The sequence below is a fragment of the Nonomuraea sp. NPDC003560 genome, assembly GCF_042878785.1.
Classification (GTDB): domain Bacteria; phylum Actinomycetota; class Actinomycetes; order Streptosporangiales; family Streptosporangiaceae; genus Nonomuraea.
This window is the reverse complement of the sequence record NZ_JBIAOF010000008.1, coordinates 98,079-121,816: the sequence shown is the minus strand read 5'-3', so window position 1 is coordinate 121,816 and position 23,738 is coordinate 98,079. Positions and strand designations below refer to the sequence as shown.

The 23,738-nt window shown below is 74.0% G+C and carries 18 protein-coding genes; 5 read left to right on the top strand and 13 right to left on the bottom strand.

Annotated features, from left to right (window positions below):
- Positions 1 to 64 precede the first annotated feature (64 nt).
- The gene (locus ACFYUV_RS29375) at positions 65 to 2,758 is read right to left on the bottom strand and encodes a BTAD domain-containing putative transcriptional regulator (protein WP_387673490.1); all 2,694 of its coding nucleotides are present in this window, start codon (positions 2,756 to 2,758) and stop codon (positions 65 to 67) included.
- A gap of 151 nt (positions 2,759 to 2,909) precedes the next feature.
- Here ACFYUV_RS29375 and ACFYUV_RS29370 point away from each other — a divergent pair, with 151 nt between their 5' ends.
- Both ACFYUV_RS29370 and ACFYUV_RS29365 read left to right on the top strand, forming a co-directional pair.
- The gene (locus ACFYUV_RS29370; protein WP_387673488.1) at positions 2,910 to 3,110 is read left to right on the top strand and encodes a hypothetical protein; all 201 of its coding nucleotides are present in this window, start codon (positions 2,910 to 2,912) and stop codon (positions 3,108 to 3,110) included.
- Positions 3,111 to 3,333: 223 nt separating this feature from the next.
- On the top strand, positions 3,334 to 8,994 hold the full coding sequence (locus ACFYUV_RS29365) for a fibronectin type III domain-containing protein (protein ID WP_387673485.1): 5,661 nt from the start codon (positions 3,334 to 3,336) through the stop codon (positions 8,992 to 8,994).
- On the opposite strand, the gene ACFYUV_RS29360 is transcribed toward ACFYUV_RS29365, so the two are convergent.
- From ACFYUV_RS29360 to ACFYUV_RS29345, 4 genes are all read right to left on the bottom strand, one after another.
- Complete coding sequence (locus tag ACFYUV_RS29360) at positions 8,901 to 9,311, bottom strand: VOC family protein (protein ID WP_387673482.1); 411 nt, start codon at positions 9,309 to 9,311, stop codon at positions 8,901 to 8,903. The genes ACFYUV_RS29365 and ACFYUV_RS29360 overlap by 94 nt on opposite strands.
- 213 nt (positions 9,312 to 9,524) lie before the next feature.
- Positions 9,525 to 9,902: a GntR family transcriptional regulator gene (locus ACFYUV_RS29355; RefSeq protein ID WP_387673479.1), complete on the bottom strand. Its 378-nt coding sequence runs from the start codon at positions 9,900 to 9,902 to the stop codon at positions 9,525 to 9,527.
- Entirely contained in the window at positions 9,899 to 10,720 is an 822-nt protein-coding gene (locus ACFYUV_RS29350) for a hypothetical protein (RefSeq protein ID WP_387673476.1), read from the bottom strand. Before ACFYUV_RS29350 ends, ACFYUV_RS29355 begins: the two co-directional genes overlap by 4 nt.
- A 229-nt stretch (positions 10,721 to 10,949) precedes the next feature.
- Positions 10,950 to 11,426, bottom strand: coding sequence for a hypothetical protein (locus ACFYUV_RS29345; protein WP_387673473.1), 477 nt, complete (start codon positions 11,424 to 11,426; stop codon positions 10,950 to 10,952).
- A 53-nt stretch (positions 11,427 to 11,479) separates the two neighbouring features.
- Here ACFYUV_RS29345 and ACFYUV_RS29340 point away from each other — a divergent pair, with 53 nt between their 5' ends.
- Positions 11,480 to 12,655: a saccharopine dehydrogenase NADP-binding domain-containing protein gene (locus ACFYUV_RS29340; protein WP_387673470.1), complete on the top strand. Its 1,176-nt coding sequence runs from the start codon at positions 11,480 to 11,482 to the stop codon at positions 12,653 to 12,655.
- A 15-nt stretch (positions 12,656 to 12,670) separates the two neighbouring features.
- Here the strand turns inward: ACFYUV_RS29340 and ACFYUV_RS29335 are convergent, their stop codons facing one another.
- From ACFYUV_RS29335 to catA, 5 genes are all read right to left on the bottom strand, one after another.
- A complete protein-coding gene (locus ACFYUV_RS29335; protein WP_387673467.1) occupies positions 12,671 to 13,552 on the bottom strand; it encodes a PaaX family transcriptional regulator C-terminal domain-containing protein in 882 nt (293 codons plus the stop codon).
- 26 nt (positions 13,553 to 13,578) lie between these two features.
- Complete coding sequence (locus ACFYUV_RS29330) at positions 13,579 to 14,757, bottom strand: serine hydrolase domain-containing protein (protein WP_387673464.1); 1,179 nt, start codon at positions 14,755 to 14,757, stop codon at positions 13,579 to 13,581.
- Entirely contained in the window at positions 14,754 to 15,938 is a 1,185-nt protein-coding gene (locus ACFYUV_RS29325) for a saccharopine dehydrogenase family protein (RefSeq protein ID WP_387673461.1), read from the bottom strand. The genes ACFYUV_RS29330 and ACFYUV_RS29325 overlap by 4 nt, the downstream gene beginning before the upstream one ends.
- Positions 15,931 to 17,382, bottom strand: a complete 1,452-nt coding sequence (locus ACFYUV_RS29320) for a flavin-containing monooxygenase (RefSeq protein WP_387673458.1) — start codon at positions 17,380 to 17,382, stop codon at positions 15,931 to 15,933. Before ACFYUV_RS29320 ends, ACFYUV_RS29325 begins: the two co-directional genes overlap by 8 nt.
- Positions 17,383 to 17,523: 141 nt before the next feature.
- Complete coding sequence (catA, locus tag ACFYUV_RS29315; RefSeq protein ID WP_387673456.1) at positions 17,524 to 18,192, bottom strand: type A chloramphenicol O-acetyltransferase; 669 nt, start codon at positions 18,190 to 18,192, stop codon at positions 17,524 to 17,526.
- A gap of 64 nt (positions 18,193 to 18,256) precedes the next feature.
- On the opposite strand from catA, the gene ACFYUV_RS29310 reads away from it, so the two are divergent.
- Complete coding sequence (locus ACFYUV_RS29310; RefSeq protein WP_387673453.1) at positions 18,257 to 18,799, top strand: SMI1/KNR4 family protein; 543 nt, start codon at positions 18,257 to 18,259, stop codon at positions 18,797 to 18,799.
- A gap of 17 nt (positions 18,800 to 18,816) precedes the next feature.
- Here ACFYUV_RS29310 and ACFYUV_RS29305 read toward each other — a convergent pair whose 3' ends face one another.
- From ACFYUV_RS29305 to ACFYUV_RS29295, 3 genes are all read right to left on the bottom strand, one after another.
- The gene (locus tag ACFYUV_RS29305) at positions 18,817 to 20,862 is read right to left on the bottom strand and encodes a M48 family metalloprotease (RefSeq protein ID WP_387673450.1); all 2,046 of its coding nucleotides are present in this window, start codon (positions 20,860 to 20,862) and stop codon (positions 18,817 to 18,819) included.
- Positions 20,859 to 21,302 carry a hypothetical protein gene (locus ACFYUV_RS29300; protein WP_358295504.1) on the bottom strand — a complete coding sequence of 148 codons (444 nt, stop codon included), beginning with the start codon at positions 21,300 to 21,302 and terminating at the stop codon, positions 20,859 to 20,861. The genes ACFYUV_RS29305 and ACFYUV_RS29300 overlap by 4 nt, the downstream gene beginning before the upstream one ends.
- A 132-nt stretch (positions 21,303 to 21,434) precedes the next feature.
- Positions 21,435 to 22,667 carry a hypothetical protein gene (locus ACFYUV_RS29295; RefSeq protein ID WP_387673447.1) on the bottom strand — a complete coding sequence of 411 codons (1,233 nt, stop codon included), beginning with the start codon at positions 22,665 to 22,667 and terminating at the stop codon, positions 21,435 to 21,437.
- A 135-nt stretch (positions 22,668 to 22,802) separates the two neighbouring features.
- Here ACFYUV_RS29295 and hemC point away from each other — a divergent pair, with 135 nt between their 5' ends.
- The gene (hemC, locus tag ACFYUV_RS29290) at positions 22,803 to 23,738 is read left to right on the top strand and encodes a hydroxymethylbilane synthase (protein ID WP_387673444.1); all 936 of its coding nucleotides are present in this window, start codon (positions 22,803 to 22,805) and stop codon (positions 23,736 to 23,738) included.

The window sequence follows — 23,738 nt, the reverse complement described above, 5'->3', positions numbered from 1 at the left end:
AGTCGTGGGAGCGCGCCGCGGCGCCGCCCGCACGCCGGCGTGCGCCGCCCGTCTCAGCGAAGTCTCAGCGCTTCCTCAACGCTCTGGCCTGCTCCCTGACCTGCTCCGCGCGGGCGTCGCCGAGCTGGTCGAACCACTCCGCCGCGCGTTTCCACGCGTCGAGCGCCGCCTCGGCCTCACCGGCCAGCGCGTGCGTCTCGCCCAGCCTGACCAGCGTCTCCGCCGCGGGATACAGGTCGTCGCAGCTCCGCAGCAACTCCGCGGCGCGTTCGTAGCAGGCCACCGCCTCGGCGTGCTGGCCCATGGCGTCCAGGACGTAGGCGACGCTGTCCCAGGCGTGCCCCTCGCCCTGCGGGTATCCGAAGCCGGCCAGCAGGCGCTGCGCCCGGCGGCAGTCGGCCAGCGCCTGCTCGTACTCGCCGCGCTGGGCGCGCCACCAGCCCGCGTTGTTCAGCGCCCGCGCCTCGCCGACGACGTCGCCGCCCTGCCTGAACAGCTCCATCGCCCGTACGGCGTGCCCCAGCTCCCGCCCCGGCCCGATCCGGCTCAGCGGGACGGTCAGCCCCAGGTGGACGTGCGCCTCAAGGACCGGCTCGGTGAACCGGCGGTGCAGCTCCAGCGCCCGCTCGTAGTGCGCCACCGCCTCCCGGTCATGTCCCAGCTTGACGTGGGCGCGGGCCATGGCGTTGTGGCAGCGCGCCGCGGCCAGCCCCTCGTCGATGCGCTCGGCCGCCGACAACGCCACCGCCTGGACGCCGAGGATCTCGGCCCACGGGCCGCGCCGCTGCATGAACTCCGTGAACGCCCAGGCGAGCTGCCAGGCGTGCCGGTCCAGCCCGGCGCCGGTAGCCTCGGCGAGCAGCGCGGGCAGGGGCAGCGACTCCGCGGCGAACCAGCGCAGCGCCTGCGCCCCGCCGGCGAAGCGCTGCACCACGACGCCCGCGACCGGCGGTGGCGGACGCAGCCGCTCCCGGTGGGGATAGCAGACCTCGCTCGCGGCCAGGGCGGTGTGCACGTAGTGGTCGAGGAGGCGGTGCGTCGCCGCCCGGCGCACCTCCTGGTCGTCGGTCGCGCGGCCCTGCTCGGCCGCGTAGACCCGGAGCAGGTCGTGCAGGCGTACGCGGCCTTCCGCGCGCAGCTCCACCAGGTTGGCGTGGTCGAGCCGGTCGACCGTCTCCCGCGCGCGGTCGACCGGCAGCCCGGCCAGGCTCGCCACCGCCGCGAGCGGCAGGTGCACGCCCGATTCGCGGCCGAGCAGCCGGAAGAGACGGGCGGCCGGTTCCGGCAGGTCGTGGTAGGAACGCCCGAGCACCTGACGCAGGTCGATGGCCGGATCGGCGTGGACGAACGGCTCCAGCCCCGGACGCGCCAGATCGGCGGCGGCATCGGCCAGCGACAGCTCCGTCCTGCGGGACAGGCGCGCCGCGACGATCGCCAGCGCCAGCGGCAGGTGGCCGCATCGGCGCACGATCCGCGCGGCGGCCTCGGGCTCGGCCGACAGGCGTGCCGCGCCCAGCCGCGCCGACAGCAGCCCGCGGGCGTCGCCGTCCGGCAGGACGTCCAGGCGCAGCAGCGACGCGCCCGCGGTCACCGACAGGCCGGACAGGTCGGAGCGGGTGGTGATCAGCGTCAGGCAGCCCGGCGCGCCGGCCAGCAGGGGACGCACCTGGGCCGCGTCGCGGGCGTCGTCCAGGACGACCAGCACCCGGCGGCCGGACAGCAGGCTGCGGAACAGCCCGATCTGCGCGTCGAGGCTCGCGGGCACCCGTCCCTCCGGCACGCCGAGGGAGCCGAGGAAGCGGGGGAGCACCGCGGCGGCGTCACTCGCGTCGAGGTCCGCGTGCAGCTGGCCGTCGGGGTAGCGCTCCCGGCGCAGGTGCGCCCAGCGCAGGGCCAGCGACGACTTGCCCACCCCCGGAGGGCCGTGGATCACGCGGACGGGGGCCCGCTCGCCGTCCAGCCGCTCCAGCTCGGCGGCCCGGCCGACGAAGCAGCCGAGGTCGAGCGGGAGCTGGGCGGGCGCCACGGGCTCGGCGGCGCGGGCGCCCCGATCGGGATGGAGCATCCGCTGGTGGACGCGGTGCAGCTCGGGCCCCGGATCGACGCCCAGCTCCTCGGCCAGGAGGGCGCGCACGTCCGCGAAGCGGGTCAGCGCCTCGGCGGTCCTGCCCCACTCGTGCAGCGCCTCGATCAGCGCTGCCGCCACCGGCTCGTCCAGCGGGTACTCCTCGGCCAGCGGCGACAGCGCCGCCACCGCCGCTCCCGGATCGGCGCGGGTCACGGCGCGCGCCCAGCGCAGGCGGACCTCCTTGTGCTCGTCACGAAGGGCGCGGCGCGCCCGCTCCGCCCACTCGCCCGGCAGCCCCATGAGCGGCTCGCCGCGCCACAGCCCGAGCGCCTCGCCCAGCGGCGCCTCCGGCTCCGGGACGGACGCCGCCCGCTCGGCCAGGCCGCGGAACCGGACGAGATCCACCGCCGTCTCCTCCACGTCGAGCCGGTAGCCGCCGAGCCGGCGCAGCACGTCACCGTCGTCGCCCAGCACGTCGTGGCGGAGCTGCGTGATGATCGTGTAGAGGGTCCTCCTGGCGCCGTCGGGCACCTGCTCGCCCCAGATCCTCTCCTGCAGCGCCTCGACGGGGACGACCCGGCCCACCTCCCACGCCAGGGCGGCCAGTGCGAGCGCGACCTGCGGAGGCCGTACCTGGCGGATCCGTGCCTCGCGTTCCAGTTCCACCGGCCCAAGCAACCGAATCAGCATGATCTTCGAGGGTAGTCATGGAGACGGCATTGAGAAATCGCCGAGCCGACGGACGCACAATCGAACGCTGTCCTGGTGACGGTCCCGTTCGGGGTCGCGGTGGGGGAAGCCGCGGTGATCGTGCTGGTCGCGACGCCCCTTCCCTGCCGGGGTGCCGATCGCGGGCATCACGTGGTTTCTGGAAGTGGACGAGGTGCTGGGGAAAGACGTGGACAGATCGCCCGAGCAGCCCTTCGGCATCGCCTGCACCATGGAAGACGGCGATCTCATCCATCAACATCGCGACATTTATTACCTGACGGCAGAGGCGCTGGAGTCACCGAGAGAGCCCGACCTCCACTACGGAGAATAAGTCCGGACGCGCCGCCTGCCGACCGGCCTCCGGCAGGAGGCGCCCCCGGACGCCCCCCGAAGGGGGACGCCGGCTACCGCCGAAGTTGCAGGCGGACGAACCGCCGTACGGCGGTTGATAGACGAAAAATCTCTATTTTTTGCCGTATTTCACGAGTTCAGGGCCGTTGGTAGCGTCAGCCGCGCAACACGGAGTGATCCTCAGCGAGGAGGCCGGTGTGGTCGTGCGATGGTTGTCAGCGCTCATCCTGGTCTTCTCCGGGATCCTCGTGGTGACGGGGGCGCCCCCGGCCGCCGCCGCGTCGGTCCAGCCGGGACCGGGCCAGTTCTACGGGGTCCGGGCCCGGGTGCTGAGCAACGTGTCGATCGCGGCGGGGGCCACCACCACGGTCAAGGTGGCGGGCGTGGGCGCGGTGCCCGCGAGCGGGGTCGCGAGCGTCGCGGTGAACTTCGCGGCCAAGGGCGCGAGCGCGGCGGGCGGCCTCATCGTCTTCCCCTCCGACCTGGCCGCGGCACCCGCGGTGACGGGCACCCGCTACCGGTCCGGCGTGTGGGACGACCAGCTCGTGACGGTCAAGCTCGGCCCGGACGGCGCGCTCAAGGTCAAGAACACCGGCACGGCCGCCGTCAGCGTCTACGCCGACGTGCACGGGTACTACACCGCGACGGCCGCCGCCACGGCGGGAGCCCGGTACGTGCCGCTGGACACCGGCCGGGTCATCGGCAACCAGACCGTCGCGGCCAACTCGACCGCCACGTTCGCGGTGGCGGGGGTGGGCGGCGTGCCGGCCTCCGGGGTGGCGTACGTGGCGCTGACGTTCGCGGTGAAGAGCACCGGGTCCGGCAAGATGATCGCCTACCCGTCCGGCGGCACGCTGCCCGTCGGGTCGAACATCGACTACCGGCCCTCCTACTTCCAGTCGAACCTGGTCATCGCCGCCCTCGGGGCGGACGGCAAGATCGCCGTCAACAACAACGGGGCCGCCGCGCTGACGGTGTACGCCGACGTGGCGGGCTACTTCGCGACGCCCGCCGCCACGGTCGCCTCCTCGATCTTGGCGCCCGTCGCCCCGTCACGGACCCTCACCTCCGTGACGGTGGCGGCGGGCGCCTCGTACACGGTCGCCCCGCTGGGCAAGGGCGGCGTGCCGGCCTCCGGGGTGAGCGCGGTCGGCGTGAACATCACCGCCAAGGGCACGGCGAACGGCCTGCTGCGCGTCCACCCCACGGGCCAGGCGAGCATCCCGGGCGGCGGCTCGATCGCGTACCAGCCGAACGACTTCTGGTCGAGCCTGGTGCCGGTCAAGGTGGGCACCGGCGGCACGTTCGTGATCCTGAACACCGGCACCGCGAGCGTCAGCGTGACCGTCGACACCTTCGACTACTACAGGTCGGCGTCCGTGCCGTCCGCCCCGGCCGGAGTCTCCGCGACGGCGGGTGACACGTCGGCGACCGTCTCCTGGCAGCGTCCCGCGGACGGCGGCGCGCCGATCACCGGGTACACGGTCACCGCCGGCCCCGGCGGCAGGACCGCCACGGTCTCCGGCGACCTGTTGACGGCCACGGTCACCGGCCTGACCAACGGCACCGCGTACACCTTCACCGTGACCGCCGCCAACGCGGTGGGCGGTTCGGCCAAGTCGGCGGCGTCCGCGCCGGTGACGCCGGCCGGGGCGGTCACCCGTCCCTCGCCGCCGCTCGGGGTGTCCGCGACGCCGGGCGACCGTACGGCCAAGGTCACCTGGCGCGCGCCCGCCTCCGACGGCGGCTCGGCGATCACCGGGTACGTCGTGACGGCCGCCCCCGGCGGCGCGACCGCGACCGTCGCCGGCGACCAGTTACAGGCCACGGTCACCGGCCTGACCAACGGCACCGCGTACACCTTCACCGTCACGGCCGCCAACGCGAACGGGGTGTCCGACGCCTCCGCGCCCGGCGACCCGGTCACGCCCGGCGTCCCGGGCAGGCCCGGCCGCCCGTTCGTCACCGGCGTGTACGGCAGGGACGGCGCGGTGCGTGTCACCTGGGCCCCGCCCGAGACCGGCGCCGCGGGCGTGACCGGCTACGTCGTGACGGCGGCCCCCGGCGGCGCCACCGTGAACACGACGGCCACGGAGGCCACGGTCACCGGCCTGACCAACGGCACCGACTACTCCTTCACCGTCACCGCGCTCGGCGCGGCGGGCGCGGGAGACCCGTCGCCGCCCTCGGACGCGGTGCGCCCGGCGCCCGCCGAGGTGCCCATGTCCCCGCCCGCGCTGCTGGTGACCCCCCTCGACCAGCGCGTGGACGTGCAGTGGGCGCCCGCGGTGGACGGCGGCTCGCCGATCATCGGGTACACGGTGACCGTCCAGCCCGGCGGCCGGACCGTCGACACTCCGCCCGACACGACGGTCACCTCGGTGACCGGGCTGGCCAACGGCACCGCGTACACGGTCTCGGTCGTCGCCAGGAACGCGGTGGGCGCGAGCGCGCCGAGCACCGCGGCGGCGGTCACCCCGGCGGCCAGCCGGCCGCCCGGCGCGCCGACGCACCTGCGGGCCGGGCTCCCGGCCTCCGGCAGCGTCCAGGTCTCCTGGGACGCGCCCGCCGACGTCGGCACCGGCCCCGTCACCGGCTACACGGTGACGGCCAGCCCCGGCGGAAAGACCGCGACGGTCACCGCCACCACCGCCACGATCTCGGGACTGGACCCGGCCACGGCCTACACCTTCACCGTGCGCGCCACCAACGCCGCGGGCACCGGCACGGCCAGCGCCCCGACCGAGGCGATCACGCCGAAGCTCACGGTCAAGAGCGAGCCGCGGGTGCTGTCCCCGCAGGCGGCGGCCACGTTGCGGGCCGTACGGGGGCGGGCCCTGGAGTTCGAGAACCCGCCGGCCGAGGTCACCGGGCTCACCGCGGGCACGCTGCTCGTCATCGGCCAGACCGGACGCACCCCCGAAGGGTTCTTCGGCAAGGTGTCCGGCACCGCGCTGCAGAACGGGCGGTTCGTCGTCTGGACCACGGCCGCCTCGCTGAGCGACGCCTTCACCGACGCCAACTTCGCCACCGACGGCCGCGTGGACACCGGCGACCAGGTGGAGTTCGTGCCGTCGGTGCCGGGGGCGCGGCTCGTCAAACCCGTCGAGAACACCAGTAACCGGGCGGCCGGGCCGCGGATCGGCCTGCGGGACGGGAACCTGGTCATCGAGTTCGAGGAGTCGTTCAAGCAGAAGGGCCGCTCGGTCACGAAGGTCGAGGGCTGGGCGGTGATCGACCAGGACACCAAGATGGGCGCCAGCACCGACTCCGCCGGCCGCGGCGTGGACATCAGCAACACCACGAAGATCAGCTCCGAGGTGCGGGTGAAGCAGGGCCTCGGGTTCGAGTTCGAGAAGCGGGCGCACCTCGGGCACGTCAACGGGCCGTGCTTCTCGTTCATGGTGGGCAAGGTGCCGGTCGTGGTGTGCGTGCGCTTCTCGGTCGCGCTGTCGGTCGAGGCGTCCGCCTCGGTCGGGCTGAGCTTCGCCGTCCACTGGGACAAGCAGTTCGGCACGCGCTGCCACACCAGCAAGAGCGGCACGTCCTGCACCCCGAACGACGGCGGCCCCGGCTTCTACAGCGACGGCGGCGTCGGGGCCTACGGCGACGGCACGGTCACCACCGCCATCTCCACCGACGTCGAGCTCCTGCTGTACGGCGTGGTGGGCCCCGCCCTGGTGGTGGACGTGCCGGGCGCGCAGCTCAAGGCCGACACCACGCAGAACCCGTGGTGGGAACTGCGGGTGCTGGCCCGGCTCGGGGCCGCCATCGACCTGGGGGCGATCGGCAAGGACTACTCGGTCTGGCGCAAGGACGACATCATCAGCTCGTTCTGGACGGTCACCCACGCTCCGGGCGCGTTCCAGGGCATCAAGGTCACCCCCCAGCGCGGCAAGGTGGGACCGGGCCAGAACTACCAGTTCAAGGTCACCGTCTCCGGCTACCCCGACGACGTCGTCACCCAGTGGAAGCTGATCAGCGGCCCCGGCACGCTCACCGCGGACGGCCTGTTCAACTCCTCGCAGGAGGGCTTGGCCGAGGTCGAGGTGACCAGCCCGGCGACCGGCGGGCATCCGCAGCTGCAGGCCCGCGGCGGAGTCGAGGTCGGCGCGCAGTACGGCACACCAGGCCCGCCCAAGCTCGACACCTACACCGCGCCGACGCTGCGCGGGGCCACCGTGAGCTGGTCGCCGCCGGCCGACACCGGCACGAGCGACATCTCCGGCTACGTGGTGACCGCGACGGCCGAGGACGGCAGCCAGACCGCGCGTGCGTACGCCTACGGCGGCGACGCGACGCACCAGCTCGTCCAGGGGCTCACGCCCGGGGTGACGTACAGCGTCACCGTGATCGCGCAGAACGCCCAGGGCAGCGGCGAGCCGTCAGCGCCGCTGAAGCTGACACCGACGGACGTGATCTTCTTCGGCCCGCCCTCCACACTCGGCGCCGACCTCGCGGGCAGCACCGAGACGCAGGGCCGGCCCGACTCCTCCGGCACGGCCGGCGGCGCCACCGGCGCCGCGGCCTCCGGCGACGGCCGCTACATCTTCTTCATGACCAAGGCGCGCAGCAACCTCATGCCGGACGACCGGCGCGCGCCCTCCAGCACGGCGCCGTTCATCCTGCGCAAGGACACGCAGGGCGGCGGCACGCAGGTGGTGTCGATGGGCGCCGACGGCGTCACCCCGGTCACCGGTTTCGTCGGCGGCCCGCTGGCCAGCCGGTACGGCAACGTGGTCGCCTTCACCTCGCTGGAGTGGACCGGCGTGCTGACCCCGAGGTCGGTCGTGCACGACATCGCCGCCAGGACCTCCTGGACGCTGGAGGAGTACGGCTACGTCTCCGCCGTCAGCGACGACGGGCACGCGGTCGTCTACTGGAAGAAGCTGGACGTGAACTCGGCCACCTCCCGGTGGAACCTCTACCGGCAGGTCAAGGGCGGCGCGGCGCAGAAGCTGACCTCGTGCGACTCCCAGACCGACGGCGACTGCCCGACCTCGACGGGCGAGGGCATCCTGTCCGGCGACGGCAACCGGGTGACCTGGTCCACCTACGACGCCACCGCCCAGAAGTACCGCACCTGGCTGTACGACGCCACCGCCGGCGGCACGACGGAGATCTTCCCGGGCACCGACGTCGGCGACCCGATCATCTCCGGCGACGGGCAGGTGGTGGCCCTGCGGTTCACCGCGCATCCGTCCCAGACCTCGTGCCTGATGGTCGCCAGGATCGGCGGCGCCACGCCGGGCGCGGGCAACTGCCTGGTCCCCGAGGACGCCAACGGTCACGGCAAGGCGCTGTTCCTCAGCCAGAAGGGCACCGCGCTGGCCTACGAGTACACCGACGACGACTCCGTGCGCAGCCTGCGCAGCTACCGGGGCGGCGTCACCCATCTGGCGGGCGGCGCGCCGGGGCAGTCGTGGCCGGTGACGGCGTTCATCACCGACGACGACCAGCGCCTGATCTACACCCTCGGCTACGACGGCGGCACGGCCACGGCCGACACCGTCGTCGCCCACGAGGTGCCGGGCGTGTGGTGGGACTTCACCACGGGCGGGATGCCCGGTGGCACCCCGGCAAGCGCCGCAGCGCCCGACCGGCGCGCGCCGGCCCGCGACCTGCGGGTACGCATGCCGGACAAGCCGGTCACACTCGGCTCGACGCAGCTACGGGGAACTGTCGCCGACAGTTCCCCGATCCCCCACCTGCCGTCAGAGGCTCAAACCGTCACGCCGCAACAGCCACCGACAGACCTGACGAAGCACCATCAGGCGCGCTCGGGCCAGACAGGGCCCTCGTCGGTCCACACGACACCCTTGTTGCGGCAGAGACAGAAGGGGTGGCCGACGGGGTCGGTGTAGACCCGCCACCCGTAGCCGTTGGGGCCGATGAAGTCCTGCTGCAGGGACGCGCCGAGGGCCAGGACGCGGCTCTGTTCGGCCTCGATGTCGTCCACTTCGAAGTCGAGGTGGAACTGCTTGGGGTGCTCGCCGTCGGGCCACTGCGGGGCGCGGTAGTCCTCCACCGGGTAGAAGGCCAGCTCGATCTCGCCGAACCGGATGCCGGCCCAGTTCTCGTGGCTGCCCTCCCTGATCGGGCGACCCGTCACCGCGGAGTAGAAGGCCGCCAGTTTCATCGCATCCGGGCAGTCGATGATGAAGTCGGTGAGTCGCAGCATCCCGCGATCCTGCCACAAGATCTGATCCGCCGGGACTTCGAGACAGGCCCGCAAGCCGATCCGTCGGCGCTGGCGGTGGGCATCCCGTTCTTGCCGATGATGCTGCTCAGCGCCATTCTGGCCCAGTCCTCCGCGCAGCGCTCGCGTTGTCGGCGGCCCCCTGCGGCCGCCGACCGCAGTGCCTGGTGACGTGACCCCGCGGCCGGGTTGTGGTCATGGCGAGGCAGGTGCCACCGCGCCGGACGTCAGGGCCGCCTGCACGATGCGGAGCGCTTCGGCCGCGTCGAGGCCGACGCTGGCGATCACGGCGGCGTAGTCGGCGGCGGCCCGGCGGGCCCGTTCCCGGCCTTCCTCACCGGCGGCCGACACGAACGAGCCCGCCCGCCCGCGCGTCTCGATCAGCCCCGCCTCCTCCAGCTCCCGGTACGCCCGGCCGACCGTGTTGACGGCCAGGCCGAGGTCGGCCGCCAGATGGCGGATGGTCGGCAGCCGGGCGCCCACGGCCAGCGTACGGTCCTGGATCTGCCGGGCGAGCTGGGCCCGCAACTGCTCGAACGGCGGGACCGGCGAGCCCGCATCGATGACGATCATCGCAGGCCCACCGCGCGCCGCGCCGTGGCCGCGTACGACGGCGTCCTGACATGGACGGCGACCAGGGCGAGCACCCCCAGCACCAGGAAACCCACCGAGGCGGCGCTCCACCACCCGGGCGCGAACCCGGACAACAGCACCACCGGCAGCGTCCACAACACAGGCGGCGCGGAGCTCTCGCGCGCGTCCTCGATCCGCATGACGACGTCGGCCGTCAGTGAGACCTCGTCCTCGGCCACGACGGGCCGGGCCAGCATCTCGCGCAGCTGCAGGACGGCGCCGAGGGCGACTCCGGTCACGGCGACCAGCAGCACGACGGCGGCATGCCGGGCGGTGCCCTCGGTGACGACCAGCGCGCTCACCCCCAGCGCGAACGCGCAGGCGAAGGTGGCGCCCGCCATGACGGCGTAGGGCCGTCCGAGCAGGGCGGCCCAGCCGAGCCGCACCGGATGGGTCACCCGTCGCGGCAGTGCGGCCCCGGCACGCCGGTCGACGCGCCGCACCCAGGCGTCCAGCAGGGCCTGGGTCAGCAGCAGCGCGACGATCGACCCGCTCAGCGCCGGCATCGGCGCCAGCCGATTCGGCCCGGACCCGCCGGAGGCTCCTGGCAGGGCGGCGACCTGCGCCAGGGAGGCCGCGATGATCAGCACGGCCAGAAGGACGCTGCCCAGCAGCCGCACCCGCCGCCGCACCGCCAGGCGCGTGGCCAGCAATGGCGTCGGCGGGCCGTCGCCCAGGCCGTGCCTCCGCAGCCAGGCCTCGGCGGAGCGGACGTCGGCCGACGGCGGTCCGGCCTCGGACATGGAAGCGTTCGTCATGCCTCCTCCTTTTGTCGCAAGCTTTGTAGCAACATCGTGCGTCATACCTTGCGACAAAGTCAACGCCCGGGCCCTTCGCCTCCCATCCGGACGCGCGTGCTCTGCCGTCAGGGTGGCCGACGGCGTTGTTCGGGCGCACCGTGCAGCGCCGCATCCACGCGTCGTGCGCGACCTGAACGCCGTAACTCGCTTCCAGGCGGGTCTGGAGGCCCGAGAATGCGGGCTGGATCTAGCTCCGCGCGCGGCCCAGCGGCCAGGCGTCCGGGCGTCCGGGGCGTCCGGGGCGTCCGAGCAGCATGACGAGCAACCGGACGGCCGAGACCGCGCCCGTGGCCGCGCTGAACAGGGTGAACCAGAACCAGAAGGAGCGCCAGGCGGCCGGGATCGGCAGCAGCGCCGCGACCACGATCGGCAGGCCGAGCACCAGCAGGCGCAGCCGGCGCTCGTCCTTGAGCCGGTGGCCGGACGCCGCCGCCGGGCGCAGGCCGCCGACGATCGCCAGGCGCCAGGCGCGCAGCGCGGTGACATGGAGCGCGACGACCATCACGAGCCCCGCCAGCTGCGCCCATTCGAACGCGTCAGGGCCGGCCGGCGAGCCGTACAGCACGGCGGTCGAGATGAACGGCACCGTGCTGAGCGCCTCGACTGCGATCACCCGGGTCGCCGGCCTCTCGCGGAACAGGGGAGAGGCTGTTATGCTCATCATCTCAACTATCGTAGATTATCCGATAGGTTCAGTCACGATCCTTTGGGAAGTCCATGAGAGTGCTCGCCCTCGGTGGCCCCGGAGCGGTGGCGCGGGTCGCGGTGCGCGTGGCGGCCGGTCTGCGCGGGGTCCGGGAGATCGTCGTCGCCGACCACGACCTCGACGCGGCCCGCGCCCTGGCCGGGGAGCTGAAGGGCGTCCCGGCCAGGCTCGGCGTCCGCGACGTCGCCGGCGGACGTGCCCTGGCGGCCGCGCTGGCCGAGGCCGACGTCGTCCTCAACACGCTCGGGACGCACCACCGGCCGGGGCCGCCGGTGCTACGGGCCGCGATCGCCGCCCGTACCCATTACCTGGACGTCTGCGACGACTGGGAGGCCACGTCGGAGATGCTCGGCCTCGACGCCGAAGCCCGCGCGGCGGGCGTGCGCGCGGTGATCGGCATGGGCGCCAGCCCGGGGATCAGCAACCTGCTCGCGGCCAGGGCGGCGGCCCGCCTGGACACCGTGACCGACCTCTACACCGCCTGGCCCGTCGACGTGCCCGGCTCCGACCCCGGCCGGGCCGGCCTGAGCGGGTCCGACGGCCGCCCGATCCCCGCCGTGGTGCACTGGATGCGGCACGTCAGCGGCACGATCGCGGAGATCGGCGGCGGCCGCCCGGTACGCCGGCCACCCCTGCGGCCGGTCGGGCTCGCGCTGCCGGGCGGCCGCGAGGGCACCGCGTACACCGTGGGCCACCCCGAGCCGGTGACCTTGGCCCGCAGCTACCGGGTGGCGGGGGAGTCGGCCGGTCTCATGGTCGTCACCCCCGGGACCGCGGCCTATCTGGACGTGCTGCGCCGCGACATCGACCGGGGCAGGCTCACGCCCGCGACGGCCGCCGCCGAGCTGACCCGGCCCACCATGTGGCGGGCGCTGCGCGCCGCCGTACGGGCCTTCGGCTTCAAGGGGCCCGGCTCGCTGCCCGCGTTCTTCGCCGTCGCCACAGGGGTGGCGGACGGGCGGCCGGCGACCGTCCTGGCCCATCTGACGGGTACGTCGCCGCTGCTCCAGGGCATGGCCGAGGCCACGGGCGTGCCGGCCGCGCTGGGCCTCGCGCAGCTGATCGACGATCCCGGGGCGCGGCCCGGCGTCCACCCGCCGGAGGCGGCGATCGACCATGAGCGGTTCTTCGCCGACCTGGCCCGGTGGACCGGCGGCTCGGTGCAGGTCGCCGTGGAGACGGCGTGACGGCGTGACGGCCCGTCAGGCGCCCGCGGCCAGACGGCTCAGGCCGCCGTAGAGGCCGAACAGGCGGACGGCGCCGGCGTCCTCGCCCGTCTGCTCCTCCAGCAGCGACCAGCAGCGCGCGGCCAGCGCCCGGGCCCGGGCGCCGGGCCAGGGCCGGGGCAGCAGCTCGGGGGGAAGCAGCGGGTCGGCCTCCATCGCGCGGGTGAACTCCGCGGCCAGCTCCACCGCGATGGTCAGCCGCCGCGGCTCGGACGATCCGGGCTTGCCCGACGGCTCGGCGTGCTCCTGGAGGAACCGGAGCCGGGGCTCGGCCACCGCGGCGAGCCGCTCGTAACGCTCGGCGATCTCGCCCAGCGGCCACATGGCCCGGGCGAGCGCGACGGGATCGCTCTCCTCGCCCCGGCGCAGGTCCCGGGTGGTCAGGAAGGTGACGTGGCCGAGGACGTCCAGGCGGCGGGCGTGCTCCTCGACGTAGGGCTCCCACGGATTGGCGCTGACGTACAGGCCGCCGTGGACGGGGGCGCCGCCCAGCAGGGTGAGCGCGGCGCGCAGCGCGTCGCGCGCGGGCCGGGCGCTCTCCGGGACGGTGAAGGCGACGAGATGCCAGGCGCCGTCCCAGGGGGCGAGCCCGGCGTCCTGGCGGTAGGCGTGGGTGACGAACTCGACGTCGAGGCCCATCGCGCGTCCGGTGCTGCCGGTGGCGCGCAGGATCGCCTTGCGCCCCCGCCCTTCCTGGACGAACCGCCCCTCGGCGACCAGCCGTTTGATGCACAGGCGCACCTGCTGGTCGTTCATGTCCAGCAGGTTGGCGGTGGCGTAGAGCTCGCCGGCGTCGACCGTGAGATCGGTGCGGACGAGCGCCTCGACGAGCATCCGGGTGGGGACATGGACGTCCATGCCGACTATCGTATCGAGTCCGATCGTTATGCGCCGATGACCTGGGCCACCGCGTCCAGCAGGGTGCGGTGACGGGGGTCGGCCAGGGCGTCGGCGGGCATCGTCCGCGGCAGGAAGGCCAGGGCGAGACCCCGGCGTGGATCGCCGAGGCCGAGGGCGCCGCCGATGCCCGGATGGCCGAAGGCCGTGGGCGACCCCAGACGCCAGGCGCGGCTGGGCAGCGCGAACCCGCACCCGAAGGCCGACGGCACGCCGAGCACCCGGTCGCGCCCGGCGGCGCGCGGCCGGACGGCCGCCCGCCAGGTCCGCGCGCCGATGAGCGGCGGCTCGTCGCCGGGCGCGGATCCGGCGCCGGGCAGCAGCAGCGCGTAGAGCCGGGCCAGGGAGCGGGCCGTGGCCACGGCGTTGGCGGCCGGCAGGTGGGCGGCGAGGGTCTCCGGGCGGGCCACCCACCGGTCGGGCGGCTCGGTGAGCGCACCCCCCACCGTCATCGCCGCCCACAAGGGCGTCCCGGGCCGGGCGAAGACCGCGGTGGTCATCCGGACCAGGAGCGGGACGCGCGTGGCGGCGTGCACGGGCGCGGGTGGCGGGCCCGGCTGCCCGCCGCCGATGCCGATCGCCAGGCCGCGCGGCCGGCACACCCACGCGTCGAGCACCTCGCCGAGCCGTCCGCCGGTGACGCGGCGGACGAGCTCGTCGGCGAGCGTCCCCCAGGTGACCGCGTGGTACCCGGGCCGCCCCGGCGGCCAGCGCGCGGGCTCGGCGGCCAGGACGTCGGCCAGCGGACGTCCCTCCAGCACCTCCGCGAGGGTGGCGCCGCCTTCCGGGGCGATGAGCCCGGCCTGATGGCTCAGCAGGTGCGCGACCGTGATCCCGGACTTGCCACGACGGGCGAACTCGGGCCAGTACCTGGCCACGGGCGCGTCGAAGTCGAGCTGCCCGCGGTCGGCGAGCACCGCCAGGCAGGCGGCCGCGACGCCCTTGGAGGCGGAGAAGACCACCTGCCGGGTGTCCGGACCGTAGGGCCCGGACGCGTCGCTCCCGGCGTACAGATCGACGACGGCCCGGCCGCGGTGGATGACGTGCAGCCCCGCGCCGCGCTCGCCCGGCCTGCCCATGATCGCGGCGAACGCGCGGCGGACCGGCTCCCACCCGGGCCCGACGTCGCCGCGGACCCCGGGAAGCGGGCGATCGACGCCGGTCACGGGGTCCGGTCCACGGTGACCACCTCGTCGCGGCCGGCGCACGGCGGGTCGCAGTGGACGGCCAGCTCCGCGAAGTACCTCTCCGGGTCGAGCACGGCGTCCGGGGGATGGACGCCGGCGGCGCGCACCGAGCCGTCGAGGATCTGCGCCGCCGCCAGCGACAGCGGGATCCCGGTCGCCCTGGCCATCCCGCGCGGCGAGCCGATCAGCCGCGCGCCGATCCGGCACGGCCGGCCGTCCCGGACGCCGGCGGCCAGCGCGAAGAAGGGCGGCAGCGGGCCGGGGCCGCGCAGCGAGAGCCAGCGCACGGCGGAGCGGGCGAAGCGGCCCGCGGTCGGACGCTCGATCGCGGCCGCGGCCTGCTCCAGGGAGAGCCCGCCCCGGTCGATCTCCTCGCGCAGGGTCATCAGGTACGCGGCCGTCTCCGGCCTGACCACCATGACGCAGGCGGAGTCGCCGGTGATCGAGCAGGTCGCCGGGAGCGTCAGCGGCTCGGGATGGCCGACGGTGTAGGCGGTGCCGGGGCCCAGCCCCGGATAGTCGAGCCTGACCGGTTCGAGCGGCGGCCGTTCGGCGGGCGCGCCGCCGGCCCAGACGCGGATCGTGCCGGACAGCTGCTGCATCCAGTGGACGACGGCGGCCGACTCCCCGCCCGCCGAGGCGTCGGCGGGGTCGTCGCCGACGAACGGGACGTCCACCGGCCAGGCGGTGTGGACGCTCTCGACGGTGTCCAGCTCACGGGTCGCCAGCGCGGCCAGCATGTTGCTGGTGCCCGGGCTCGCGCCGGCCCCGATCACGGCCGTCACGCCCGCGTCCCGCGCCTGGGCGTCCATGGCGAGCATGTCCAGGGTCGGTTCCCAGTCGTCGCAGATGTCGGCGTAGTGGGTACGGCTCTCGATCGCCGCCCGCAGGATCGGCACGCCGAGCCGGAAGAACGGGCCGGTGGTGTTGACGACCAGGTCGGCGTCGCGGAACAGCTCGCGCAGCCGGACCGGGTCGGCGGCGTCCACCGTCGCGGCCGAGGCGTTCGCGTACTTGACGGACAGCCGCGCGGCGGCGGCGGTGTCGCGGTCGGCGATCACCAGGTCGGCGATGTCCGGCCGCCCGGCCAGCGCCTCTACGACGGGCCTGCCCATCGCGCCGGCGCCGCCCAGGGCCACCACCCGGTACTGCTCACCCATCGAAGATCATCCCCTTGCGGACGTCGAGGAACGCCGACCGCAGCCGGTCGGTCAGGTAGTTCTGGCCGGCCGTCCACGGCGCGCGGTCGCCCTGCTTCGGGAACAGGTGCGCCGTGCGCTGGACGTAGGCGGAGGTCAGGCCGAGCAGCGGACGGCGGGCGACGTCGCGCGGCAGCGCGGGCATCGCGGTGGTCAGGCCGTGCCGCCGCATGTGGTCGAGCAGCCGGACGACGTAACGGGAGGACAGCTCCGCCCGCAGCGTCCACGACGCGTTGGTGTAACCGACGCAGAAGGCCAGGTTGGGCACGCCGCTCAGCATCAGCCCGCGGTAGGCGGTGGTCTCGGCCAGGTCGACCGGGCGGCCCTGCACCGACACGGCGATCCCGCCGAGGGGGATCAGCGACAGGCCCGTCGCGGAGACGATCACGTCCGCCTCCAGCGTGCGCCCGGACTCCAGCTCGATCCCGCGCTCGGTGAGACGGGCGATCCGGTCGGTGACCATCGACACGCGCCCGGCGGCCACCTCGCGGAACAGGTCGCCGTCGGGGACGACGCACAGCCGCTGGTCCCACGGCTGGTACCGGGGGGTGAAGTGCCGGTCGAGGAGGGCCGGGTCGGGCAGGTACCGCTGGATGCCCATGCGCAGGTGCCGCTTGGTCTGCTCCGGGTAGCGCCGGCTCAGCCAGTACGTGAGCTGGCTGCTCAGGACGTTCTTGGCGCGGAGCAGCCGGTGGGCCGTACGCGCGGGAAGCAGGCGGCGCAGCGGGCCCGCCGCCGGGTCCACGTCGGGCAGGGAGGTCAGGTAGGTCGGGGAGCGCTGCAGCATCGTGACGTGCCCCGCCCGTTTCGCCAGCGCCGGCACCAGGGTGACCGCGGTGGCCCCGCTGCCGATCACCACGGTGCTCTTGCCGGTCACGTCGAGGTCGTCCGGCCAGAACTGCGGGTGCACGAACCGGCCGCCGAAGTCCTCGGCGCCCTTGAACTCCGGCTGGTGGCCGTGGTCGTAGTCGTAGTAACCGGCGCAGACGTACAGGAACGAGCACGTCCAGGTCCCGCGGGTGGTGCGCACCGTCCACCGGCGCCGCTCCCAGGACCAGTCGGCGGACAGGGCCTTGGTCCGGTGCCGGACGTGCCGGTCGATGCCGTGGTCGCGGGCGGTGTCCTCGATGTAGCGGCGGATGGCGTCCCCGTCGGCCAGGGACTTGCGGCCGCGCCAGGGCTGGAAGGCGTAGCTGAGGGTGAAGATGTCGGAGTCCGAGCGCACGCCCGGATAGCGGAACAGGTCCCACGTGCCGCCGAGACGGTCTCGGGCCTCCAGCACCGCGTAGGTCCTGCCGGGGCGCCGCTGGAGATGCCATGCGGCGCCGATGCCGGACAGGCCGGCACCGATGATCAGTACGTCGACGTGTCGCCCGGCATCGGCCGGGCCGGCTTCGCTCGTCATGAACGCCACCTCTCTTTCGCATGCAAAACTATCGCATGACAAACGAACGTAGCAATTTCGAACGATCGCTTCGGGGCGTGGCGAAGCGCGCCCCGGCCCGTGGCCGCAAGGGCCGGGGCGGGGGCGGAGGTCAGCGCTGGTTCAGGAGGCCGGGCTCCCGTCGACCCAGGACGGGTGCGCGACGAGGGTCCGCAGCTCGTTCACGAGCCGGGCGGAGTGGAACCCGTCGGCGGCGGCGTGGTGCACCTGGAGTGCGAGGGGGAGCAGGACCCGGCCGTCGCGCTCGGTGTACCGGCCGAGGGTGAAGATGGGGGCGAGGTGGTCCCAGTTGTCGCCGATGTTGAGGTTGAACCCGGTGAAGGACGTCCACGGCAGGCTCGACACGTCGAACGTGTTGGGCGGCGGCGCCCCCTGCGGGAAGAAGTCGGTGGCGCGGGCGTGCTCGGCGAGCAGGGGAGCGGCGGCGTCGTGGAAGGCGGCGAAGTCGGGGTCGTAGGGCGCCCACACGCACGCGAACGTCTCGCGGTCGGGGTTGAAGACCGTGAAGGCCGGATGCACGACGGGCCAGACGGCCGGTTCGCCGGAGGCGGTCAGGCACATCCTGAACTCCTCGTGCCGGTTGACGACCGTGGCGATCGCCCAGACCTGCGCGAGGTAGGACTTGCGCCGCGACCGGCCGAGCGCCGCCGTACATGCGGTGACGTCGATCTCCACCGTGATCGAATACGTGCACGGGACGGCCCGGCGGTAGTGCTCGAAGTGCTGCCGGCGCGGCCAGGCATCGGTGTCGACAGGGATGGGGGCGTCCATGCGCTCATCATCCCAACCGCCGGGCCGCACGGAATGTCGGCCCCGGCGGATACGGTCGCCTGCCATGAACACCCAGTACGGCTGGTCCGCCCTCTTCGCGGCGAAGGGCCTGACCCCCCGGAGCTCCGGAGGCCCGCCGCCCGCGCCGGGCGACGGCCCGCACCCCCCGGCCGGCGAGGCGGAGGTCAGCCGGCTCGAAGACCGGCTGGGCACGGCCCTGCCGCCGAGCTACCGGCAGTTCCTGCTGTTCGCCGACGGCTGGGGCGACGACGAGTCCGGCCATGTCGTGCTGCCGGCCGCCAGGGTCGGCTGGTTCCGTGACCTCGAACCCGAGGCCGCCGCGCTGTGGCCGTCGCCCGGAGAACCGGTCTCCGTGAGCGTCCCCGACGAGCTCTACTTCGTCTACGGGGCCGAGCAGGACTGCGTCGACCTGCGGGAGGAGTACGTGCGCGACACCCTGCTGGTCGGCTACGGGGATGACGGCGAGTTCCTGCTCAACCCCCACGTCAGGACCGCCGACGGCGAGTGGGAGGCGTGGTTCCTCGCGCCCTGGCTGCCGGGCGCCGACCGCCACAGGTCCTTCTGGGACCTGATGAGAACGCAGTAGCCTCCGGAAGGCCGGTCTCACCCCGGCGCGGGCACGCCGGCGACCGGGGCCGGCTCCCCGCGGACGGGCAGCAGGCGGGCCAGCAGGGCCGTGGCCAGCGCGGCGATCAGCGCGGCCTCCAGCATGCGCTCCAGGATGATCATGTGGATCAGCCACGGCAGCGCCGTCCGCAGGGGCAGCCACACCAGCTCCAGCGCGAGGGCGTAGAGCACCGCCGCGGCCAGCCCCGTCAGCATGCCCTTCGCGACCGGCGACGTCCCGGACAACCCGGCCACGCAGGCCGCCAGGGCGGCGCCGGCGGCGGCTCCGGTCGCGATGACGCCCGACAACGCGGTGCCGGAGCTCTGGAAGACGTAGCCGTTGACCGTGCCCGACACCATGGCCGTGACCAGCGCCGCGGCGGCCGCGCAGCCCACCGCCAGGGCGAGGCGGCCGGTGCGCCGGGGCGCGGGCGGGCGGCGTTCGCCGAGGGTGACGAAACGTACCCCCATCGGGGCCAGCATGAGCAGGACGACGGCGAGCAGCAGGAGGAGGCCCGCCGACAGGCGGGAGTCCAGCATGATCTGCGCAGTGATCAGGACCTGCGCCAGCGGGTCGGAAACAGCGGGATATTTCTGGACGTGGGCGATGATGATGTCGGCCTGGACGTCGTAGAACCCCCGGGCGCCCAGCGTCACGACCGCCGCGATCAGCAGCAGCGGCCCGAGCGCCGACCGCGGCCCGTGCACCCGCGGCGCCCACACCCGCGCCACCCACCGCACCCACACCCCCAGCAGCAGGCCCGCCACCGCCAGCACCACCAGCCCGGCGAGCTGCACCGACACGGGGAACGGCGCCAGCGCATGGTCGGTCATCCTGCTCGGGGCCAGCACCCAGCCGCCCGCCAGCCCCACGGCCAGGCCCAGCGGCACGTGCACGGCGTCGCCGCGCGCCCCCACGGCCCGTAACGCCCGCAACCCCAGCGCGACGGCCAGCAGCAGGGCGAACACCTCCGCCGGCCACGGCAGCGTGTTGGTGCGTCCCTGCGCGGTCAGCGACGTGGCCGGATCCATGGTCAGGGAGAAACAGCCGCCCAGCGCCAGCGGGAAGACGAAACCCTGGCGTACCAGCGGCTCCTCGTCCTCCAGTGCGGCCCGCCGGACGGCGAGGTGCGGATGGGTGCGCACCCGCAGCGACACCGGCCACCGGCGCGGCGCCGGCGCCTGCTCGAACACGCGGCGCAGCGGCGTCGCGTCCCGCTCCCACGACAACACGCGGGCGTCGGCCATCAGCTCGCGCGACTGCAGCACCACCGAACGGGTCAGCCACGACAACACCGCCAGCCCCGCGATCTGGGCGGCGAACAACCACGACAGCGCCGCGCGCGCCCCGAACGGCATCAGCTCCGCCCGCAGGAACGGCGCCTGCCCCGACACCACCCCGTTCACGGCGGCGAGCAGGCCCGGCACGAGGATCACCGCGGCATACGACCGCCACATCGCCAGCGTGACCGCCGTGATGGTCAGGTCCCTGTTGCGCACGTGCGCCAGCTCGTGCAGCACCACCGCCCGGAACAGCGGCCGGTCGCGCTCGAACGACATCCAGGTGCCCCGGCTGATCACCACGTACCGGCGCCCGGGCCGCCCGAAGGCCAGCCCGGCCACCGCGGGGTCGAGCACGTCGAGCAGGAAGACGACGCGGCGGCCGCCGAGCACCTCCGCCGCCATCCGCCGCAACTCCTCGCCGACCTCGCCGCCGACCGGACGCAGCCGCCGGCGGCGGATCCGCCAGGCCGGTCCGAACCAGCACTGCAGCGCGGTGAGCAGGACGAGCGTCGCGAAACAGAGCAACACGCCGAGCCGGAGATCCTGGTGAGCCCCGCGGCTCATCACGTCGCACGCGGGATCGTCCAGGCCCTTCAGCGCCGCGAGCTGGCACGCCTCCCTGACCTTCGCCGGGACCTCCGCCCCCTGCACCGACAGCAGGTCGAAGATCCCCGGCCGGTAGATCGCGGTCGTCGCGAACGCCAGGCTGATCAGCAGGACGAACGCGGACGTGGTGGCCGACGGGAGACGGCCTCTCATGACGGGTTGCGGGCCAGCTCGCTCACCACCGCGTCGGCCAGCGCGTCGGCCTGCGCCTGCGACATGCCCATCCGGCGCGCCTTGTGGTAGGCGACCTTGCGGATCTCCGTCAGCCGGGCCGGCGGCAACGGCGCCGGGCCCGCCGGCTGCGCCTCGGGCAGCTCCCGCGGACGGCGGCGCAACCGGCCGATCAGCCGGCCGGTCCACGAGCCGACGTCCTTGCCCACGTCCGCGAGCACCGTGGTCACGACGCCGGAGACGATCGCCGTCACCAGCAGCTCGTCCACCCCCGGCAACCCGAAACCGAGCGGATCCCGATGCGACCGCGGCCTCGTCCTGCCGCCGAGCGCGTCCCAGGTCTGGTCGAACAGCGGCAGTTCGGCGGGAGCGATCCTGGTCACGACCCGGCGGCTGAGATCCTTGGCGAACACATCGGACACCGAGACCTCCAACAGGAGAATTCCGTTGCCTGAAATATAGGCAGCTCCGAGGCCGGATGTCCTCGGATACCGACGGCCCGGCCCGGTTTCCGCCGCATTTCCGCCGCACGTCCTCCGTGGCCCGTCCGATGACTAGTCGCCGTGGAGCCCGTCGGGGTCGCAGTAGTCGATCTCGTTCGTCGGCTTGAAGTCGGCCACGATGATCTCGCGCCGGAACGGCCCGCCGCTCTCCATCTCCTCCGCGGACGCCTCGAAGGTGAAGCGCTGCATGGGCCGCAGCAGCCTGCCCGCGATGACCACCGGCCTGCGCACCGAATAGATGGCGGGGAACGGGCAGCAGTAGTAGCTGCCGAGCGGCTTGCCCGCAGCGTCGACGGCGTAGGCGATGGCGCCGTCCCGGAAGGCGGCGTCGATCTGCGCCTGGATGTGCAGCGTGGCGGCCGGGTCGGGGTCGTACTCCCACATCTCCTTGACGGCCTGCCGGGCCTTGGGGTCGGCCTGCCAGTAGTCCCGCCGCTGCGGATCGGTCAGGCACCAGGGGTCGAGGTCGCGCAGGTTCGCCTCAAGGGACCGGTACGTCGCCGCGGGCCTGGCGGCCGTGCTCCGGTAGGTGGCGATGTGCCTGGGCATGGCGATGAGCTGGCCCACGTGGTAGTAGAGCTCCAGGGACCGCTGCAGCCGTTGCTCGATCGCCTCGTGCAGGCTCGGCTGCGGATCGGCCTTGAGCAGCCCCTCGGCGTAGTCGGCGGCGGTGGCGGCCTCGGCCACGAGCTGGCGCAGCCGCTGCAGGTCGGCCTGGTGGTCGTGGTCGTCGGCGACGGTCTGCTCGAACACCCCGAAGGCCACCTCCGCGTGCCGGCGGATCGCGCGGGTGGCGGCCAGCATGCCGTGCAGATGGGGCAGCGGGCACGGGTCCGCCTCGGCCCATTCGGGCAGGTCGGCGGGCAGCTGGAGCTCTGTCTCGACCAGATAGCGGGTGTTGCCGGCCGCCTGCCGGGCGCGCGACACCCAGCCTTCCACCTGCGCGAAGCAGGCGGCCACCTGCCGGCTGGTGACCGGCGGCACGTAGCCCGCGGTGCGCGGGTCGGCGCTGTAGTCGGAGTCGAGCAGCTGCTCGCCGATCGTCTGCAGCACGAACGCGTTCCAGGTGCACAGCAGCTGCCCGGAGGCGGACTGCGGGCCGTGCCAGAGGTTGACGCCGTCCTGGACCAGGCGTAACCGCAGCTCCTCGGCACGCTCCAGCTCGGTGTAGACCAGGCCCCCGGCCCGCCGGTACGCCTCCAGCTCGTCCGCGCGCACCTCGCCCTTGTACGCCGCGACCATCCGCGTCATCAGCGTCGGCCGCCCCGGATCATTGGCCATCATGTACGTCCCCGTCCTCTTCCCCCCCCGTGACAATTGGTGATCCGTACCCTAAGCCGCCATCCCCTCGGCGGGCCATCCACGGCGAGCTCCGGGATCAGCCCGCGCGGCGCGGAGGTGACGCCCTACGATCGGGGGATGGCCGTCCCCGAGCTGATCCGCATCGTGACGCGTTCGTCTCCCATGGCGCTCGCCCAGGTCGAGCGCGTCCGGCGGGAGCTGGCCGACCGGCATCCCGGCATCCGCACCGAGGTCGTCCCGGTCACCACGTCCGGCGACCGGTGGCAGGGGGCGCTGTCGGCGCTGGGCGGCAAGGGCGCCTTCACCAAAGAGGTCGACGAGGCGCTCCTGGCCGGCCAGGCCGACCTGGCGGTCCACTGCATGAAGGACGTGCCCGCCGACCGTCCGCTGCCGGCCGGCACGGTGTTCGCGGCCTTCCTCAAGCGTGACGACCTGCGCGACGCGCTCGTCCATCCCGGGGGCCTGAAGCTGGACGCGCTGCCCGAGGGCACCCGGATCGGCACGTCGTCGGTGCGGCGCGTGGCCCAGCTCGCCGCGTCCCATCCGCAGCTGCGCTGCGTGCCGATGCGCGGCAACGCCAACCGGCGCCTGGAGAAGCTCGACGCGGGCGAGGCCGACGCGCTGCTGCTGGCGGTGGCCGGGCTGGAGCGCATCGGCCGGCCGGACCGGATCACCGAGGCGCTGTCGCTGGAGACGATGTGCCCGCCGATCGGCGCGGGCGTGCTGGCCCTGCAGTGCCGGGAGGACGACCCGGCGACCGTCGACGCGGTCGCCGGGCTGGGGCATGCCGACACGTGGCGGGAGATCACCGCCGAGCGCATGCTGCTGCACGTGCTCCAGGGCCACTGCAACTCGCCCATCGCCGGGTACGCCCGCGCCGAGCGCGACGGCCGGTTGTCGTTGCGCGCCCGGGTCTTCTCCCCCGACGGCAAGCGCGTGCTCGACGCGCACGAGTGGGCCGGCCCGCTCGACCCGGCGACGCTCGGCACCTCCGTCGCGGTCGCGCTGCTCCGCCAGGGCGCCCGGGAACTGATCGACGCCATCCCCCACTGA